At 41.9% G+C, this 17,188-nt stretch carries 14 protein-coding genes; 7 read left to right on the top strand and 7 right to left on the bottom strand.

The genetic code is table 11. The features are described from left to right. Window positions 1-37 precede the first annotated feature (37 nt). From QTN47_RS04685 to QTN47_RS04660, 6 genes are all read left to right on the top strand, one after another. Window positions 38-538 (top strand): SgcJ/EcaC family oxidoreductase, encoded by a 501-nt coding sequence (locus tag QTN47_RS04685; RefSeq protein WP_369328167.1) that lies wholly within the window; start codon window positions 38-40, stop codon window positions 536-538. A 50-nt stretch (window positions 539-588) separates the two neighbouring features. Beyond that, on the top strand, window positions 589-948 hold the full coding sequence (locus QTN47_RS04680) for a DUF4288 domain-containing protein (RefSeq protein ID WP_369328166.1): 360 nt from the start codon (window positions 589-591) through the stop codon (window positions 946-948). Window positions 949-955: 7 nt separating this feature from the next. Beyond that, on the top strand, window positions 956-2,029 hold the full coding sequence (locus tag QTN47_RS04675; RefSeq protein WP_369328165.1) for a sensor histidine kinase: 1,074 nt from the start codon (window positions 956-958) through the stop codon (window positions 2,027-2,029). Between the two features lie 333 nt (window positions 2,030-2,362). After that, window positions 2,363-3,097 (top strand): LytR/AlgR family response regulator transcription factor, encoded by a 735-nt coding sequence (locus QTN47_RS04670; protein ID WP_369328164.1) that lies wholly within the window; start codon window positions 2,363-2,365, stop codon window positions 3,095-3,097. A gap of 57 nt (window positions 3,098-3,154) precedes the next feature. Beyond that, on the top strand, window positions 3,155-3,742 hold the full coding sequence (locus tag QTN47_RS04665; protein WP_369328163.1) for a Crp/Fnr family transcriptional regulator: 588 nt from the start codon (window positions 3,155-3,157) through the stop codon (window positions 3,740-3,742). A gap of 62 nt (window positions 3,743-3,804) precedes the next feature. Then, the gene (locus tag QTN47_RS04660; RefSeq protein ID WP_369328162.1) at window positions 3,805-4,740 is read left to right on the top strand and encodes an NAD-dependent epimerase/dehydratase family protein; all 936 of its coding nucleotides are present in this window, start codon (window positions 3,805-3,807) and stop codon (window positions 4,738-4,740) included. Between the two features lie 186 nt (window positions 4,741-4,926). Here the strand turns inward: QTN47_RS04660 and QTN47_RS04655 are convergent, their stop codons facing one another. Next, entirely contained in the window at window positions 4,927-6,123 is a 1,197-nt protein-coding gene (locus tag QTN47_RS04655; RefSeq protein ID WP_369328161.1) for a heparan-alpha-glucosaminide N-acetyltransferase domain-containing protein, read from the bottom strand. A gap of 124 nt (window positions 6,124-6,247) precedes the next feature. Between QTN47_RS04655 and QTN47_RS04650 the strand changes: the two genes are divergently transcribed. Further along, window positions 6,248-6,619, top strand: a complete 372-nt coding sequence (locus QTN47_RS04650; RefSeq protein WP_369328160.1) for a GxxExxY protein — start codon at window positions 6,248-6,250, stop codon at window positions 6,617-6,619. Window positions 6,620-6,726: 107 nt separating this feature from the next. Here the strand turns inward: QTN47_RS04650 and QTN47_RS04645 are convergent, their stop codons facing one another. The 6 genes from QTN47_RS04645 to QTN47_RS04620 form a co-directional block, all read right to left on the bottom strand. Beyond that, window positions 6,727-9,414: a GH116 family glycosyl hydrolase gene (locus QTN47_RS04645; RefSeq protein ID WP_369328159.1), complete on the bottom strand. Its 2,688-nt coding sequence runs from the start codon at window positions 9,412-9,414 to the stop codon at window positions 6,727-6,729. Between the two features lie 27 nt (window positions 9,415-9,441). Then, complete coding sequence (locus QTN47_RS04640) at window positions 9,442-9,660, bottom strand: hypothetical protein (protein ID WP_369328158.1); 219 nt, start codon at window positions 9,658-9,660, stop codon at window positions 9,442-9,444. A 309-nt stretch (window positions 9,661-9,969) separates the two neighbouring features. Continuing rightward, a complete protein-coding gene (locus tag QTN47_RS04635) occupies window positions 9,970-11,604 on the bottom strand; it encodes a RagB/SusD family nutrient uptake outer membrane protein (protein WP_369328157.1) in 1,635 nt (544 codons plus the stop codon). Window positions 11,605-11,609: 5 nt separating this feature from the next. Beyond that, window positions 11,610-14,894, bottom strand: a complete 3,285-nt coding sequence (locus QTN47_RS04630) for a TonB-dependent receptor (protein ID WP_369328156.1) — start codon at window positions 14,892-14,894, stop codon at window positions 11,610-11,612. Window positions 14,895-15,043: 149 nt separating this feature from the next. Continuing rightward, window positions 15,044-16,141, bottom strand: coding sequence for a FecR family protein (locus QTN47_RS04625; RefSeq protein ID WP_369328155.1), 1,098 nt, complete (start codon window positions 16,139-16,141; stop codon window positions 15,044-15,046). Window positions 16,142-16,258: 117 nt separating this feature from the next. Then, window positions 16,259-16,876 (bottom strand): RNA polymerase sigma factor, encoded by a 618-nt coding sequence (locus QTN47_RS04620; protein WP_369328154.1) that lies wholly within the window; start codon window positions 16,874-16,876, stop codon window positions 16,259-16,261. Between the last annotated feature and the right edge of the window lie 312 nt (window positions 16,877-17,188).

The following is a 17,188-nucleotide window of genomic DNA, read 5'->3' as shown; positions in this document are numbered from 1 at the left end:
GTAAAAGCCATTATTGCTAACACACAAAGTAGACGTTATGACAATCTCCCTTCAATCATCAGTACAAGCACCTGTTGACAGGTATTATGCAGTGACTGTAAATGAAATGGTCATGTCCGCAGATGAAAGGAATGTTCGCAAAGTGTATGAGACACTCAGAGAGGCATGGAGTAATAACGACAAAGCACGCTTTACTTCCTGCTTTACAAACGACTGTGATTTTGTGAATTTTCAGAACCAGGTTTCAGGATGCTCAGGCGCTTCCGCCAAATATGATAAATTGCTCAATCACAATGATGACGGCACTACACTTTCTGCCGATATAAGCAAAGTGAAAATATTGAACAGCAACACTGCCATAGTTCATGTTAAGCTTGCTTTATACAACAGATGGCAGGCAAAGGTTGCCAGCTCAACGTACGCTTATCACACCCATGTTCTTATACTGCAGGATGGCGAATGGAAAATAACATCACTGCACAATAATGTTATGCCGAAACCGGGCTTTTTCAAAAGACTGTTTTCAGCGCTTTTCTAAGCATATAACACCTTCATAATTCAATTGTCTGACTACAAAAATTCCAAGCTATGCAATGGTATCTCGCCAAACTCGTTTACCGGATAATTTGTGGAGATGGTTCTCACACTCCTCAGTTTGATGAACAACTCAGGCTTGTAATGGCCGATGATGAACTACATGCTTTTTATAAAGCCAGGAAGATTGGCGAAAGAGAGCAGGACAACTTTTTGAACGCTTCACAAAAACCGGTTCACTGGAAGTTTATTGATGTTCCTGAAGTATTTAAACTGGATGATCTTATTGACGGCGCGGAAATGTATTCCCGCATTCATGAAGAAGACGATGCCGATATTTATATTCGTGTAACGAAACTGAAAGCAACACACTTACTGGAGAACAGTACGCATCAGTGCATCAGGTTAAATTAACATTCATTTGAACACACTTACCGCTTCGTCACAAAAAAGACTTTTGCTGATTAACGCAATCTGGTGGACAACAATAAGTATCATCCACGCGATTGCGTTAACCAACTTTGAACTGACTAACGTACAGGTTATTACTGACAGCCTTATTAGCAATGTGCTGCTCTCAGCGGGCTGCCTGCTTATTTTTAATAACATGAAGTATTACCTGCCGAGGCGGGAAAAATACTGGTATGTGCTGATCGTGGGTATAGGCATAAGTTCTGTCTGGCTGTGTATCTCAAGGCTGATTTTGGTTCATTTGTTTCCTGATGACGAACATTATTTAACATTGTACAGCAAATCATTGCCAATCCGTTTTGCCATTGCATTCTCAATGGTAAGCTGTATGGCATTTATCAGCCTGCTTTGGTACACACAGGAAGAACAGAAACGTATTGACGCCCGGAATGCTGAAGCGGAAAGACTTACAAGAGAAGCTGAATTATTTAAACTCAGGCAGCAGCTGCAACCTCACTTTTTGTTTAACAGCTTAAATTCAATAAGTGCGCTTACCGGAATGCAACCGGAAAAAGCGAGGCATATGATACAGCAGTTGAGCGATTTTTTGAGGGGAACATTACGCAGGGATGATCAGCAGCTAACCAATCTTTCTGAAGAACTGGAATACCTGCAACTATACCTGGATATTGAAAAAGTACGTTTTGGCTACCGGTTACAAACAGAATTAAAACATGATGAAGCTTCACTTCAAATGAAGATCCCTCCCCTGCTGTTGCAACCGGTTGTGGAAAACGCCATTAAATTTGGGTTGTATGATACTGTAGGAGAAGTAATCATCCGCATTAATGCTGCAAGCGAAAACGGGCACCTGGTTATTTCTGTAAGTAATCCTTTTGATCCTGAGACTTCTCAACCACTACAGGGAACAGGCTTCGGACTTGCCTCTATAAAAAGAAGATTATTTCTGCTGTATGCAAGACAGGACCTTTTGCAGACAGAAAAACATAATGACACATTTATAACAACGATAGTAGTGCCGCAGATGAGTGAGAATGGAGAATTGAGAATTGAGAATTTATAATTGACAATTGAAAGTTGACAATTGAAAATGCGGGTCGTTTGGTTTTGGCAAGCGTCTCTGACTTTAGCGAAAAACCTCATCCAATCAATGACGGACAACAAAAGCTGACTTAATTCGTGATGTAAGTTGCACATGGGGAGGAGATGGCCCGGCAAAACGCCCGGAGGGATCGGGTTTGCCTTGAATTTTCTTTGGTTACTTTCTTTTTTTCAAGAAAAAGAAAGTGACAAACACAAAAGGACGAAAAACTAGTAGTTGAAGCATATTATTTTAACGGTTGGCACTAAGCTTTGAGCTTTACGCTTTAAGCTTTGCGCTTTAAATACAACACAGATGAAAGCTATATTAATAGATGATGAACCACTGGCAAGAGTGATTGTAAGAGAATATTTGCAAGGATATCCTGAAATAGAAATTGTGCAGGAATGCAATGATGGTTTCGAAGGTGTAAAGGCTATTCAGCAACACCAGCCGGACCTGATTTTCCTCGATATCCAAATGCCGAAGATAAACGGCTTTGAAATGCTGGAATTGATTGAAACTCCGCCTAACGTTATCTTCACAACTGCTTTCGAAGAATATGCAATCAAGGCGTTTGAAGCGCACGCCGTAGATTATCTTCTCAAACCCTTTAGTAAAGAAAGATTTGACAAAGCCATGCAGAAGTTATTGCAACAGGCGAAACCATCTGTTGAAAAAACTGAAGCTATTCTTGAAACAGCATCCCTTTCTCCAACACAAAGCAGCCGCATCGTTTTAAAAGACGGCGGGAAGATCAAAATTATTCCCGTTGCACAGATCCAATACCTTGAGGCCGCCGATGATTATGTAAAAATATATACAGCAGAAGGCTCCTTTCTTAAAAAGAAAACGATGACTTTTTTTGAACAAAGTTTGCCGTCGCAGCAATTCGTTCGCGTTCATCGTTCATACATTGTAAACACACAACTGATCACACGTATCGATCCTTACGAGAAAGACAGTCACCTTGTGCTGCTGAATACCGGCGCCCGCTTACCAGTGAGTAAAGCAGGCTATGCGCGAATGAAAGAGGTGCTGGGCATCTAGTTTTTTTTCTTTATCTTTTAACTATTGTAGTTGATTTATTACCAATCTGGTTGAAGCATGAATACAGCTCCGTTATACGAATACCTGAAGAAGATGGTTAACATTGATGATGAAGCCTGGAAAGATCTTGAAGAAAGGCTGCAACATAAAACCATCCGCCGTAAAGAGAAATTTGTTACCGAGGGAAAGGTATGCAAGGAAGTAGCATTTATACTTAGCGGAAGTTTCAGGTATTACCAGACCATCGATGGAAAAGAGATCACCACATATTTCTCGTTCGAAAATAACTGGGTAAGTTCATATAACAGCTTTCTTAAACAAGCGCCATCATATGCTACTGTTGAGGCAATCGAAAATTCAGAGATCCTTGCTATTCAATACAACGATCTGCAATGGCTTTACAAGCATCATCCAGGAATTGAGCTTTTTGGACGATACATTGCTGAATATCTTGTTTCATGTCTTGAAGAAAGATTGCACAGCATGCTGTTAAAAACTCCTGAGCAGCGCTATATTAAAGCCATTGAAGACAATGGCGAACATATCCATCGCATTCCCCAACATTACATTGCATCATTCCTGGGCATCACGCCTGAATCGCTCAGCCGCATCAGAAAAAGAAGAATGCAGCGGATTTTTTCTTAACCAAAGTCAACGATTTCCGCCTCATAACGGCCATAGCTTTGTGTTAACAAAACAAACAAACTATGGCACTTCATACTCTTCTCGGCGCAAATGGAACAATCGCTACAGAACTGGTTCCTGTATTATTGGCAAACAAAGAAAACATCCGCCTCGTATCAAGGAATCCCAAAGCCGTAGCCGGTGCAGAAACCATGGCTGCAGACGTTTTAAACTATCAACAGGTATTGAAAGCCGTGAATGGTTCTGATATAGTCTATTTATTAGTCGGCCTGGAATATAACATTCATGTCTGGCGCAAAAGCTGGCCCGTTATAATGAGAAATGTAATTGAAGCATGTAAGGCGTGCAAAGCCAAACTTGTTTTCTTTGACAATGCTTATATGTATGGCCGCGTTGATGGAAAGATCACCGAAGAAACGCCTTTCAAACCCATAAGTAAAAAAGGCGCATTAAGAGCCGAAATTGACCAGATGCTTTTAGATGAAATGAATGCAGGCAGAATTAAAGCTGCAATAGCAAAAGCAGTTGACTTCTACGGACCAAGATGCATTGATAAAAGCGCTACAGGACTAATGGTATTTGAAAGAATGAAGAACGGAAAAACCGCGCAATGGCTGGGCAATGCAAATGTTCCAAGATCATTTAACTATACACCGGATGCAGCAAAGGCCTTATATATGCTGGCGACAAGCGAAAAAGCCTATGGTCAAACCTGGCATCTTCCGGCCGTATCGCCGGCGCTTACAGGAAAACAATTTGTTGATCTGGCTGCTAAATACATGAAAGCAAAGAACAACGTACAGGTTGTACCCAAATGGCTGCTGTCTGTTTCAGGCCTGTTTAACAGATTTATGAAAGAGATGAATGAAATGATGTGTCAGAACGACTATCCATTTGAATTTGATTCATCCAAATTCCAGAAAGCATTTGCTTTTACGCCGACTTCGTATGAGCAAGCAATAAAAGAAACTGCGGAATGGTTTTTAGATAATGGATAATTGAAAGTTCCTGCCCGACTGATGTCATTCAGGCGGGGAAAATTGAAAATGATCGTAGCGAAGTGTACACAAAATTAGAACCAGGCAATTTCCATAGCTCATTCGCACATTCGCATATTTACCCATTTGCACATCCACTCATTCGCATATTCATTTTCAATTTTCTCTTTTCCATTATCAATTAAATTAAAGTTTGAGCTTGATGCCAATCCTGTTCAATCCGCCAGCGCACCAGATCATGATTAATGAGAAAAAGAAAGATTTCAACAATCCAACGGCTCCGACGAGCAATGGCCCCGGCAAACCCAGATTGAACAAAACGACAATCGCATAGGCATAATAAGGCATGAGGTAACACAGTAAGGTATCTGTTCCTGCAGGCTTGATTGGGTTAAACAAGGATGCTTTACCCCAAACATCTGCAACAAGGAATACTACTATGAAAAGAAACAACGTAATTGAGCTGCAAATAAGTACCCAGCTTGGTGTGGCGCGAATCTTGGATATACCGTCTAGCGGCCGCACGCCAAAACCTGCAACCAGTAACAGGATAGCAAGCACCAAATAAGTCAGTAACATCTTTTGCCATTGCTGTCCTGACATAAAGTAGCGGAATATTTGTCCTGTTATTACTCCTCCTAAAACCAATGCAGCGAGGCCACCCTCTCCGAGCGGACCAACAATCGCGTGCAACACCAGGTTTTGAGGTAAAACATGTGCATGCCGCGCAATGCATAAACCGAGAAAAAGCAGCCAAAAAATAACTGTTATGATAATTTTCTCACGAGCTATAAAACAGGCTAAACTTCCCACTAAATAAGACCATCCGATGAGACCCAATATTCCCCACCAGGAGGTTGAAAAATAATGAACATCGGGCGCTTTGCCGCCACGATAAAAAATAGCAAGCACAACTAAAAGAACAAGGGCAACAGACTTGCCCACATTAATCATTCGTTTATTAGCTGATTTGGGATAAACGTTCCAAAGTACAATGAAACAAGTACAGCAAATGATGTTCCATACAACCCTTGGCATACCGGTAGCTGCTTCGTTTATTTCTTCTCCGTTCACAAGAAAAACACCCATCACCAGCAATGCAAGCGAACGCGAAAGTATGTGTTTGACTATATGGGGATTATCATCTCCCTTTTTTATTCTGGCCGCAATCGCAAATGGAATGGATAATCCCACGATAAAAAGAAATGCAGGAAAAACAGTATCTGCTAAACCCATTCCGTCGTCTTTTGCTGCAACATGTTCCAACCAACCGGGGATATCTCTTAATGACCAAAGATCATTTACAAAGATCATCAGGAGCATGGTTAAAGCCCGCGTGACATCAATAGCAGCGACACGGTTAGTTGGCAGATGGATGGTCATACCTCGTTCAGTTTTGATACACTTAAGTTATCGGATATTGGTGACAAATCAAAAAAGGGAACCTTAATCATAGATTAAACGCAACTGCTCAATTATATTGCGCGCACCTTAAACTCATTTTATCATGGACATAAACGCCATAACAAACAAAGTGATCGGCTGTGCAATTGAAATACACAAAAGTCTCGGGCCTGGCTTATTAGAATCTGCACACGAAGAATGTCTGGCATTTGAACTAATGAAGGCTGGATTACAAATTGAAAGGCAGGCACCGGTCCCGGTCATCTATAAGCAAATACACTTAAACTGCGGTTACAGAATTGATATTTTAGTGGAGAAGACGCTGGTCCTGGAACTAAAATCTGTAGATGCTCTGGCACCCGTTCACGAAGCGCAAATATTGACTTATATGAAGTTTGCAAACAAACCGATAGGACTACTGATAAATTTCAATGTGCTGTTATTAAAGAATGGCATCAAAAGGTTTAAATATTAGAGGAATACAGTTACACGGAGTTACACAAAGAAGGCACGGAGTTACACAGAGGCTTTTCTCTGTGCAACTCCGTGTCTTCTCCTGTATTTTCTCTGTGTAACAAAAAATTATACAACAATCGCCAGTGTTTGATTGGGTTGTATAGTTATCTTATTGCTTAACTCAATAGTTACATCCTTGCCATTTTGTTTAAACCTTGCAGGTATTTTCTGCGAACCAAGAAATACTGAAACCTTTGCAACCGGCGATGCATCTTTTTTCTGAATACTTATTGTCTGCAATACAAGCTCACCGTACTTCACATTAAAGCTATGTTTTTGTATACCACCACCAATGCTTTGTTCATATGTACCCCATCCCTGCGCAGCAGTAAAAGGCGCTTTAAAGTTTGCCGCATTAAATGCCGGCGCAAACCGCATATAACCTTTCGGGCCATGATACTCAAATCCGCAGGCTGTTATAAACGTACCGTAGCTGGCCATTGCACGGGCATAATGGTCGCTGCACTCAATTTCATTATACGGATTTCTTTTTGCAGCATGATACCGGTCATGGATTGACTTTGTCAGCACCAACGCTTCATCCGTCATACCTTCAGCCATCATGTGCGCCGCAACCTGGTGTTCAAAGCCGGACATACATTCATGAAAATAACCGAGCTGCCAGGTCACATCTTCACCGTATGCCTTCGGCTCATTGTGTGGGTTTGTATTCATGATCAGGCCTGCCTCTCCTGGCAATGCATAAGGCCTTCCGCCAGTATGCGTCTTAATATACGGACCAACATCAGGCGCAAAATTGTATTTCCACAGGCTTCGTAAAGCCGACAATGTTTTTTCTTTATCCCACAATCTACCGAGCCCAACCTGGAAAGCCCAGCTTTGTCCGTAAACCTGGTCTATATGACACGTGTTATAAGAGCCCAATTTTTTACGTCCCTCTTTGGCATCTGGCCGGTGAATAAAATATTCTCCATTGAACAGCTCACTCATATTCTTTCCTCCCTTTGATACATAATCTTTACATGTCTCTGCAAAAGAAGTATCACCCATTTCTTCCGCCATCAACTGTGCAGCTTTGGCTGCAGCAATGCAAAGTCCGGCAATCCATGCAATTTCACCCTCCCAAACAGCATCCAGTGTATTTTCCATTGGAGTATCTGTCAATCCATCACCGTTCTTATCCTGCTGCAACATAAAGGTTACAGCTTTTTTTATCTTGTTCCAGTTATTGTTAAGGAAAGAATTATCAGCAGACATCTGATGCTCGCGATAGATCCGCAATATTGTGCCTGCTTGTCCATCTATTGCAGGGCGCTCTTCGAATTCTCCGCGGAAGATGATCCCACCATCCTGCTGCATCGCAACACCAAGATCAACACGCTCCCTGGTATCGCGTTCCAGCGATGGAAACATACGGCCAAGCGTATGACCATACTGCCACACATGCGTACAGGTTCCCTCGCAGGCATTCACGCCTTCCCATCCCCAGAAACGTCCGCTTGCAAAGCGATAGGTATTGGCCGTTGCTATCGTTCCGATGTTTAAAAAAGTTCTTTCGAGAAACCATTTTGGCAGACTGGAATCATAAAATGTTTTTTGCCACAGCAAAGTATTGTCATGAATGGTTTTAAAGTTTCTGGCAACATAATTCATCACTTCCCCTGCATCTTTAAAACGGGTAGCGTAGTAATAGCCATCTTTACTTTCCGGCATCCGGCCATTCAATTTCTTCAGGGAATGATTAAAATGCCAGGCGATAACAAAACTGGCGGAAAATGTCTTTCCCGGCGCAATTGTTCCGGGTACGGATATACTTGCCACCAGTTTTTCATCAATATCCTTCTCCGAAGCATCTTGTTTACTTTCAGAGAAAAATGCATCTTTAACAGGGAAGGGATCGGCTGAAGTGTTTACCACGCTTTTTTGATTCATTACTGAAAAGCACATGGTTCCTGCATCGCGCTGTGTATTAGCGTCCTCCTTCGATGCAATGAAGGAAGATAGTATCGAGGAATATCGGGCCTGCAGCTTCACTTCGTTCTTGCGTCGCCCGTCACCGGGTTTAGCGGTTATCTTGTTAGCTCCGTTTTCTAACCATCCGGCAATAACTATCTCCACATTAGAAGAAGAAATATTTTTAACTTCAATATCCTGGAAAGTAGCAGGCAACTCACTGTAATCAGTATTTAGCGGCACAAAAAAAGCACCGCCCTTTAACACCACTTCAACGGGCAATTTCTTGTCAACATACTTCACCGTTGCCAATGGGTAGGTTGCTTCAAAGATCACATCATCCCAATCATCTTCATTCAGTTGCTTTATAACGGTAACACCTCCGTAGGTTATCTTAACGGCAATTCCCTGCTCCAGTATTCTTTTATTACTGGCCAACGTTGGCTCAACGTAGTTCGCCCCATCACGCGGGCGAATCTTGCGTTCCTTTGTTCCATCATTCCAATACACTTCCCGCGGATCCACACCTTCACGGTCATCATTATAAATACCCCAAAGCCACAAACGTCCGTCTCCACCCATATACAACGTGCCGCTATGCAAACCACCGGCGGGCATACCGATGTATTTCAATTCATTTTTTGTTTTGCAATAGGTGCTTGCTCTTCCCGTTTCGTATAACGACTTAATCCATTTTGCATCAAGTCCTTTGTTCACAGGGATATTGTGCAAAGGATAATCTGCAACAAATGGTGTTGCAAAACCTTTAAGGAAGGAAGTGCCGCCTATGACGCCACCTACAACCAGGCTGCCTTGTTTTAAAAAAGACCTACGCTTCATATTTTTCTATTGAGTTTCAAATTAAAGTCAACTTACATTACATTCATCTGCATCAACATCCTTTTTTCCAAAATAATCACGGATATACCTATAGTACAACTGTAAAGCGATAATTACTGAAAAACTAACCAGGGTTACCCTGATAACATAATTTGCCACCTGATGATAACCCAGGATTTTACAACCAATAAAAACCATCAAACAAACGACGCCAACAATACGCAGAAAAGCTATTACACGTAACATAGTATTTATTTTGTCAATGAACCGGAATCAATCATCTATAGCAAATCCTCATTAACTCCAGCTAATGATTTTGTGAAACGGCGAGGATTGCTGCGCTGCAACATTCGGTTTAGTGACATTCGGTTTTAGGATCATTTCTTAAAGATTCAGAGTTAGGCAATTATAAGTTCAAAGTATTTCTGACTAATGCCGTTGAATGAATTAAAAATTCAACTTACTCATCCAACGGCTTAGCCACCTCTGCAAGTTCGCAATGACGCACAAATCAACATTAGTTGATATTCACCATTCCTTTGCCGCAATTCACTATTACCAACCCTTATTCTGTGTCAGGTTCTTGTTCTTATCAAGCGCCGTTTGGGGTACGGGCCACAGGTAATGCTTATTGGGATCGAAGACACGGTTCTGGGCCATAAACTGCGGCTTTGACCAGTCACCGATCGGGTCATTCACATTACTGTTAATGCCGTAGGCCGGCTTATTCAATACATTCTCTGCAATTTTCCAACGAAGAATATCGAAATAACGTTTATGCTCAGCAACAAATTCATGGCGACGTTCTTCACGAATAGCATCACGCATTGCAGATTGATTACCCTGCAGGTCATCTACTCCCGGAAGACCAGATCTCGCACGTACCTTATCCATTGCCCATGCAATTTTTCCATTGCCCGGCTCGTATTCATTTAATGCTTCTGCCAGCATCAGATAAGTTTCAGCAAAGCGGTACAAAGGAAAGTTCATATACGCATTTTCCGGATCAGGATTGGTTGGCTCAGCAAACTTCAAATACATGTATCCGGTAAGGCCTCCACCTTCGTTGTTCATGCGCTCGGGATTTCCGTAAGAAGGATGTGGCTGATAAGGCTGATATGTTCCGTCTGGTCTGAGACATGGCACACCCGGCAAAAGGAATGTCTGCTGCAGGCGTTTATCACGATTTGCCCACGGATTATTCTTATCATACAACGAAGATGTTTTAATAGACTTACCGTCTGTACACAAATAAGAATCTACGAGATCTCTTGTGGGGCAAAAGCTAGCCCAGCCCTCTCCTGTTATACCGGTTCCAGTTGGAGAAGCCAGTACCGGCAACATATTGGTGATCTCGTTTTTCACATACTGATAAGCCAGGATCACTTCTTTATTATTGTTATTTGATTCGTGTTTAAAGAGATAAGAATAATCACTTTCCAGATCATACCCTGCACCAAGATCAATTACCGTCTGTGCTGCATCTGCTGCCTGTTTCCAAAGACTGGCATCGTCCTGGTTCTGATGAAATTTCTTAATGCTCGCCATGTACAGGTAAACATCTGCCTTGAGCATTAATGCAGCACCTTTCGTTATTCTCCCCGCATCGTTATTTGGATAAGTAACGGGTAAATTTGCCACAGCAGTTTCTACATTGCTAATTACATAATTCAACACTTCACTTGCCGGACTTCTCGGTAGTGCTGCGTCCTCCAGGCTGACTGGAGCTTCCTTGATTAGCGGAATATCGCCAAACAATCTCACCATACGGAAATAACGGATGGCCAAAATAAATCTCGCTTCACCTTCATAACGTTTTTTCAAATTCTCATCAATGGACATACCTTTTAGTTTGTCCAAAAAATAAAGTGCCATTCGCAATTTGCTATATGCCCATTCCTCACTGATATAACCATCTGTCGGGGATTGTGTACCCTGGCAGATATAACCCATTCCTCCTTCACCCCATGCATTCGTCATAACAGAATTATCGCTATGGCAATCGCGCCAGAAATCACGGCTGTCAGGAAGTGTAGAATAGACCGCATTTAATCCTTTATCTGCATCAGCTGCGGTTTTCCAGAATGTACTCTCTGATGCCTGCGCCAGCGGTTGGCGATCTAAAAACTTGTTGCATCCTGCTGCAAACAGACCTACAACAGGTATGATGATATATAAAAGCCTCTTCATGGTAGTTAGAATTTAAGATTTACGCCAAATGATACCGTTCTTGAGATTGGATAATAATTACCTTCCGGATCAAACCCCGGGTAATTTGTGAGCGTGGCCAGGTTTTGCGCTGACACATAAAAACGTACATAGTTCACATGCATTTTGCTCAATACCTGCCTTGGCAGCGTATAGCCCACCTGAAGGTTCTGCAGTTTGAGGTAAGATGCTTTTCTCAACCAGTAACTTGAATACTTTGTATCATTGGACGTATATTGGATAGACAATCTCGGGTAAGATGCATTAGGATTTTGCGGAGTCCACGCATCCATGTGCATAGGGCGCGCATTCTGAGAAAGATAAAATGCCCATCCTTCATATCCCTGCATGTATCGATATTGATTATATACACCATACAGGTTCATAGATAAGTCAATATTCTTCCATCCAAAACTTAAATTAGAACCGTAGTTAATGGGCACTACATTTTTATTGAGAATAATCCTGTCGCTGCCATCAATCTGGTTATCTCCATTCTGATTTTTATACTGGATGTTGCCTGCAAACACGTTGGTTCCCTGTGAAGGATTTTTTGCAACATCAGCATCACTCTGGAACAAACCTACGGCCTGTAGGCCATAAGGAAGATTGTAAGGCAATCCTTCAGCCGTATAAGTGCTGCCACCTATCCATGGACCAGTGCCATGCAGGTCAAGCACCTTGTTACGGGAGAAGCTTGCATTGGCATCAATACCCCAATAAAAATTACCGCTTCTGTCATTGTAACTTACAGATGCATCAAGCCCTTTGTTTTGCATTTTAAGCAGGTTGCTCAACGGCGCCGGCAAGCCAAACTCCGTTGGTACGGGTGCCTGGTACAAAATATTACTGCGCTTATTGATAAAATACTCTACGGTTACCTGCAGTTTCTGCTTAAAGAAACCCGCGTCTACACCAAAGTTGGTTACTTCTGCTTTTTCCCATGTTATATTTGGATTTACCGCAACATTGTTCCATGCACCTGGCACGATTGCCCCGTTAAAAGCATAGATATTTGGTGAAAAAGCCAGCACCGCGGCTGTTGGATAATACGCCACTTTTTCAGCATCGCCCAATGTACCCCACGATGCACGAAGCTTTAACTGGGAAAGCCACTTAACATCACTAAGAAATTTTTCACGATGCATATTCCATCCTGCCGAGAAAGAGGGGAAATAACCCCACCTGTGACCAGGAGCAAAACGTGACGATCCGTCTCCTCTTGCATTAACCTGCAACAAATACTTTCCGTCATAATCATAGTTAATTCTTCCAAAAACCGACTGAATAGCCACATCGCTTGCAGTTCCGTTATTTTGCTTGTTTGCTATACCTACATCAAGCACATCTATACCATCAAACGGCATATTGTCCCTGGAGGCGGAGAACGAAGTTTGTTTGTAATACTCCTGCGAATAGCCTACAAGCGCTTTTATACTATGACGATTAACCTGAACGCCATAATCCGCTGTTAATTGCAGCATGTTGCGCCTGTTATTGCCAGATGCTTCACTAAGGCTGTTTACCTGGTTTTGCACGGAATAAATGGTGCCGTCATCATTATACAGGTTGTACGTGTTCACCTTATTTGTTGTACGTGAATCAAATGAATAAGATGAAAAGCTTCCTTTCAGGTTAAGGTTTTTAACAGGTGTATAGGTGAGATCAAAAATGTTCAGCAGCTCCTTCACCTTTTGCAGATTATAACCACCTTCGTTCACGCCGGCAATGGGATTGCCCGCCATAGCTGATCCTGCACCATACTGACCTTGTTTGTTATAGATAAAGCTGATGGGAGAAACTCTTGCCGACTGCGTTTGCCAGATCTCTGTTCCACCCTGGGGCTGATTAATTTTTGTTTCAGTGTACTGCACATTTGCACCCAGTGTAAGATTTTTTGCAAGCTTTATCGAGAGATCGGGACGGATGATGTACCGGTTGTAATTATTATTAGGCAATGTTCCATCCTGGTAATCATAAGAACCGGAGATTCTATAGGTGATGTAATCCGCCTTACCCGAAACTGACATGTAGTTATTGTTGATGATGGTACTCTTTTTATAGATCTCTTTGTACCATTTATTGTCGGCATACTTGCCCGCCTTAAGGTCTGCAAGCCCCTGCTCTCCATACAATGGATCTTTGCCATCATTAACCAGTGCCTGATCCCACAACTTCATATAATCAGCCGCACCAACAAAATCCAATCTAAATTGGGGGCTTTGCAAACCTACGCTTGACGCTACCTCAACTACCGGCTTACTGTTAATAACGCCTTTGCCTGTTTTGGTAGTAATGAGCAATACGCCGTTTGCAGCTCGCGATCCATAGATAGCAGCAGATGCAGCATCCTTCAGTACCGAAACACTTTCTATATCATTAGGGTTTAGGGTGTAAATATTTCCGGGTGTTCCATCTATCAATACCAATACCCCGGAACTGCCTCCTATTGTAGATACGCCGCGAATATTCAGGCTTCCTCCCGACCCCACTGCACCGGAACTTTTCGTAACATTCAAACCGGGCACAGACCCTGCAAACAGTTCCTGAACGTTTGTTGCCGGTCTTGATTTCAAAGCCTGCTCTGTCTTAACAACACCTACAGAACCGGTCAGATCGCCTTTCTTTTGTGTACCATATCCAACAACTATAATATCATTAAGACTTGCTGCTTCCTGTGCGAGTGTAACAGCCAGATCGTTGTCATTTTTAATTTCGATTGTGACGGTCTTGTGACCGATGAGCGAAAACTCCAATATATCTCCCTTATCTGCCTCAATCGAAAAAAGGCCATCCGCAGAGCTAACAACGCCCCTTTGTGAATTTTTAATAGTAACAGACACCCCTGCTAACGGATTACCCTTGTCGTCCGCAACAGAACCCTTTATTACATTCCTGGCAACATAAGCAGACTGGCTGATAACAATCAGGTTATTATCTAACAATTTGTAGTTAAGCGATGTATTGGCCAGTACTTTTTCGAGCACTTCCGCAACATTTGCATCCTTTAGAGACAGTGTAACCTGCCAGTCATTACCCACAATATTGTCGTTATATAAAATGCGGTACGCACTTTTTTGCTGAATAATTGCCAGCACTTCTTTCAGATTTTTTTTCTCAACTGAAATGCTGATCTTTTCCTGGGAAATTCCTTTGGAATATGCCTGCAGGCAAACAACAGTTAGCAGGAACATTACCAGTTTCATAAGCAGTAGAATTTTTACCACCTGCCTTTTTTGGGGCAGATGATCAAGCAAAGCGATTTTCTTCATAATTTTAAATGCTGTTAATTAAGTAATAGGAAAGAGGTGTAGACGCCAATCTGTAAACCGCTTTCCGCTTTATTTACCGGCTTAGGGAGAAGTCAGTTCTCCCTTTTTTATGTATCTCCTTACGTCATAGGCAGTAGATTTTTAATGCATTAGTTTTTGGTGATAAATACTTCTTTGTTTTTTATTGAATATTTAAAGTAGTACGAGTATTGCAGCGCCTTTAACGCCTGGTCAAGACTTTCCGTGTCAAAAACACCGGTGAATTTTTGTTGCTTTAGATCTGCATCAACAATATGAATTTTAACAAGGTAGCGGCGTTCCATTTTTTCGACCAGTTTATCAAAGCTCTCTTTGTAAAAAACCAGCTTTTTATTCATCCAGGATAATTCGGGCACAAGTGAACTCGTAGGCTCTACATGCAATGATTGAATTGTGTACGATTGGGTTACTGCCTCATCCTGCAGCTTTTTCACAGCCTCTCCACCCGACGAGTTCACTGCTTTTATTACCAGTTTTTCATTTGGCTTTAGAATAATAGCCCTGTCAGCGTCGGCTTTGTTTACAACCTCTACAATGCCACGTATTAAAGATGTTTCGATAACATCATCTTCATTATACGCTGAAACATTGAAGGCCGTTCCCTTAACCCTGATGTCAATGTTCCGGGCATGAATAACCAATGGCACATGCTCATTTTTAGCTACGTCAAAAAAAGCTTCGCCGCTCAGATATATTTCCCTGCGGGTTTTACCAAACGCATCATTATAAGAAACCTTGCTTCTTTCATTCAACCAGATCTTTGTGCCATCATCCAGTGTAAGCATTGATTGTTTCCCAACATCGTTATGTATCTCTTTGTTAGCAAGCACCACGTCGCGCTGTAGTGTATTGTGTTTTACTAAAAAAGTTACCAATACCACCATGATGACAACTGCAGCTGCCGCGCCGGCTATCACGATTTTTCGCCACGTAGACATCCTGCGCACAGGTGCTGTCTCAACAAGGTCTGCATTTTTTATTCTCGCCAATATCTTGTCAAAGGCATATTGTGCCATCGCTTCTTCCTGCTTGTTCTGCGAACAATATTCTTCCAGCAGAACAAACTTCTCTTTGTAATTGCTATCCGTCTCAATTGTTTTTTGCAGCAACTCAGTTTCCTCAGGAAGAATGGTTCCGGCCATGTGTTTACTCACAAGTAGCAAAAATTGATCATTGTCCATATCAGTCTGATAATTGCCCTTGGGCATTAGGTTATTCAATCTTGTTACTCTAAAACAGGCGATGTTTGCCCCTTTCAGAAAACGTTGTTGATTGTTATGCGCAACTATACAGACACGCGTTTTTGAAAAACTACGTACGCGGAATTAAAAAAAAGAGAAAAAAAATAATAGGGAGAAAAAAGAGCCCTTGTTCGATGGCTTATTAGATGACGTGTGGCGTTCGGATAGTACTTCATCCAGCTTTTTAACAGCTTTGTATACTTGCGTTTCAACAGTACGTGTAGAAAGATTCATTATTTCTGCGACTTCGCGGCACTTAAAGCCTTGTTCTTTGACGAGCCTGAAAATTGTTTTGCACTGCAGTGGAAGGGACTCGATAGCACGATCCATTTTTATCATGAGCTCTTTCTTTTCAAGCTCTTTTGATGGATCGGTATTTTCGGTTAATACCGCGCAGCCGCTATCTTCCATAAAAACAACCCTGCTGTTACCAAACTTGCGGATGTAATTGAGTGCTGCGTTTCTTGCACAGGTAAAAAGATAAGTAGATGGATGCTCTATGGATGGTAGTTTTTCCCGTTGCTGCCAGATGCTTACAAAAACATCAGACACAACTTCTTCAGCAGATTCCTTGTTCTTTACAAACCCTGTAACAAATCCGGTCAGGCGTGAATAATACATCTTGTAAAGCATTTCAAGCGATCGCTGGTCTCCGTTGGCAAGTTGCTGGAATAAAAGCTGTGGTGTATTGTTTTCAGTCACGGCGCAAATAATCGTTTGCTATATTACTCATTGTTCACCCAAAAAATAATATCAAACGATTGCGTAATTGATGCAATCGGTGTAATTCCGGCTGATTTTTTAATTCAACCTGCAAACGGCTAATTCAGCAGATATTTTGTTTAAAAGCAAAAAACATTGATACTAACGCTTGTTATAAAAATACGGTCGCTTAACTTCACCACCGTTATAAAAAAATGACAACTTCTAACTACCATATCTTCTCATCAACGCCTGTAGCTATTTCAGCTACAACTACAATTATTATTACAACCCTGTAAAGGGTTGCAATTC

The organism is Danxiaibacter flavus (assembly GCF_041060425.1).
Lineage (GTDB): Bacteria > Bacteroidota > Bacteroidia > Chitinophagales > Chitinophagaceae > Danxiaibacter > Danxiaibacter flavus.
The sequence above is the reverse complement of the archived record's forward strand: the minus strand, read 5'-3'. Positions and strand labels throughout refer to the sequence as shown.

Bases quoted from the DNA above. Each gene is read 5' to 3' on its own strand.
- QTN47_RS04685 (WP_369328167.1), top strand. From the start codon at position 38: ATGACAATCTCCCTTCAATCATCAGTACAAGCACCTGTTGACAGGTAT.
- QTN47_RS04665 (WP_369328163.1), top strand. From the start codon at position 3,155: ATGAATACAGCTCCGTTATACGAATACCTGAAGAAGATGGTTAACATT.
- QTN47_RS04630 (WP_369328156.1), bottom strand. From the start codon at position 14,894: ATGAAGAAAATCGCTTTGCTTGATCATCTGCCCCAAAAAAGGCAGGTG.
- QTN47_RS04655 (WP_369328161.1), bottom strand. From the start codon at position 6,123: ATGACCATCCATCTGCCAACTAACCGTGTCGCTGCTATTGATGTCACG.
- QTN47_RS04660 (WP_369328162.1), top strand. From the start codon at position 3,805: ATGGCACTTCATACTCTTCTCGGCGCAAATGGAACAATCGCTACAGAA.
- QTN47_RS04650 (WP_369328160.1), top strand. From the start codon at position 6,248: ATGGACATAAACGCCATAACAAACAAAGTGATCGGCTGTGCAATTGAA.
- QTN47_RS04680 (WP_369328166.1), top strand. From the start codon at position 589: ATGCAATGGTATCTCGCCAAACTCGTTTACCGGATAATTTGTGGAGAT.
- QTN47_RS04645 (WP_369328159.1), bottom strand. From the start codon at position 9,414: ATGAAGCGTAGGTCTTTTTTAAAACAAGGCAGCCTGGTTGTAGGTGGC.
- QTN47_RS04635 (WP_369328157.1), bottom strand. From the start codon at position 11,604: ATGAAGAGGCTTTTATATATCATCATACCTGTTGTAGGTCTGTTTGCA.
- QTN47_RS04670 (WP_369328164.1), top strand. From the start codon at position 2,363: ATGAAAGCTATATTAATAGATGATGAACCACTGGCAAGAGTGATTGTA.
- QTN47_RS04625 (WP_369328155.1), bottom strand. From the start codon at position 16,141: ATGCCCAAGGGCAATTATCAGACTGATATGGACAATGATCAATTTTTG.
- QTN47_RS04640 (WP_369328158.1), bottom strand. From the start codon at position 9,660: ATGTTACGTGTAATAGCTTTTCTGCGTATTGTTGGCGTCGTTTGTTTG.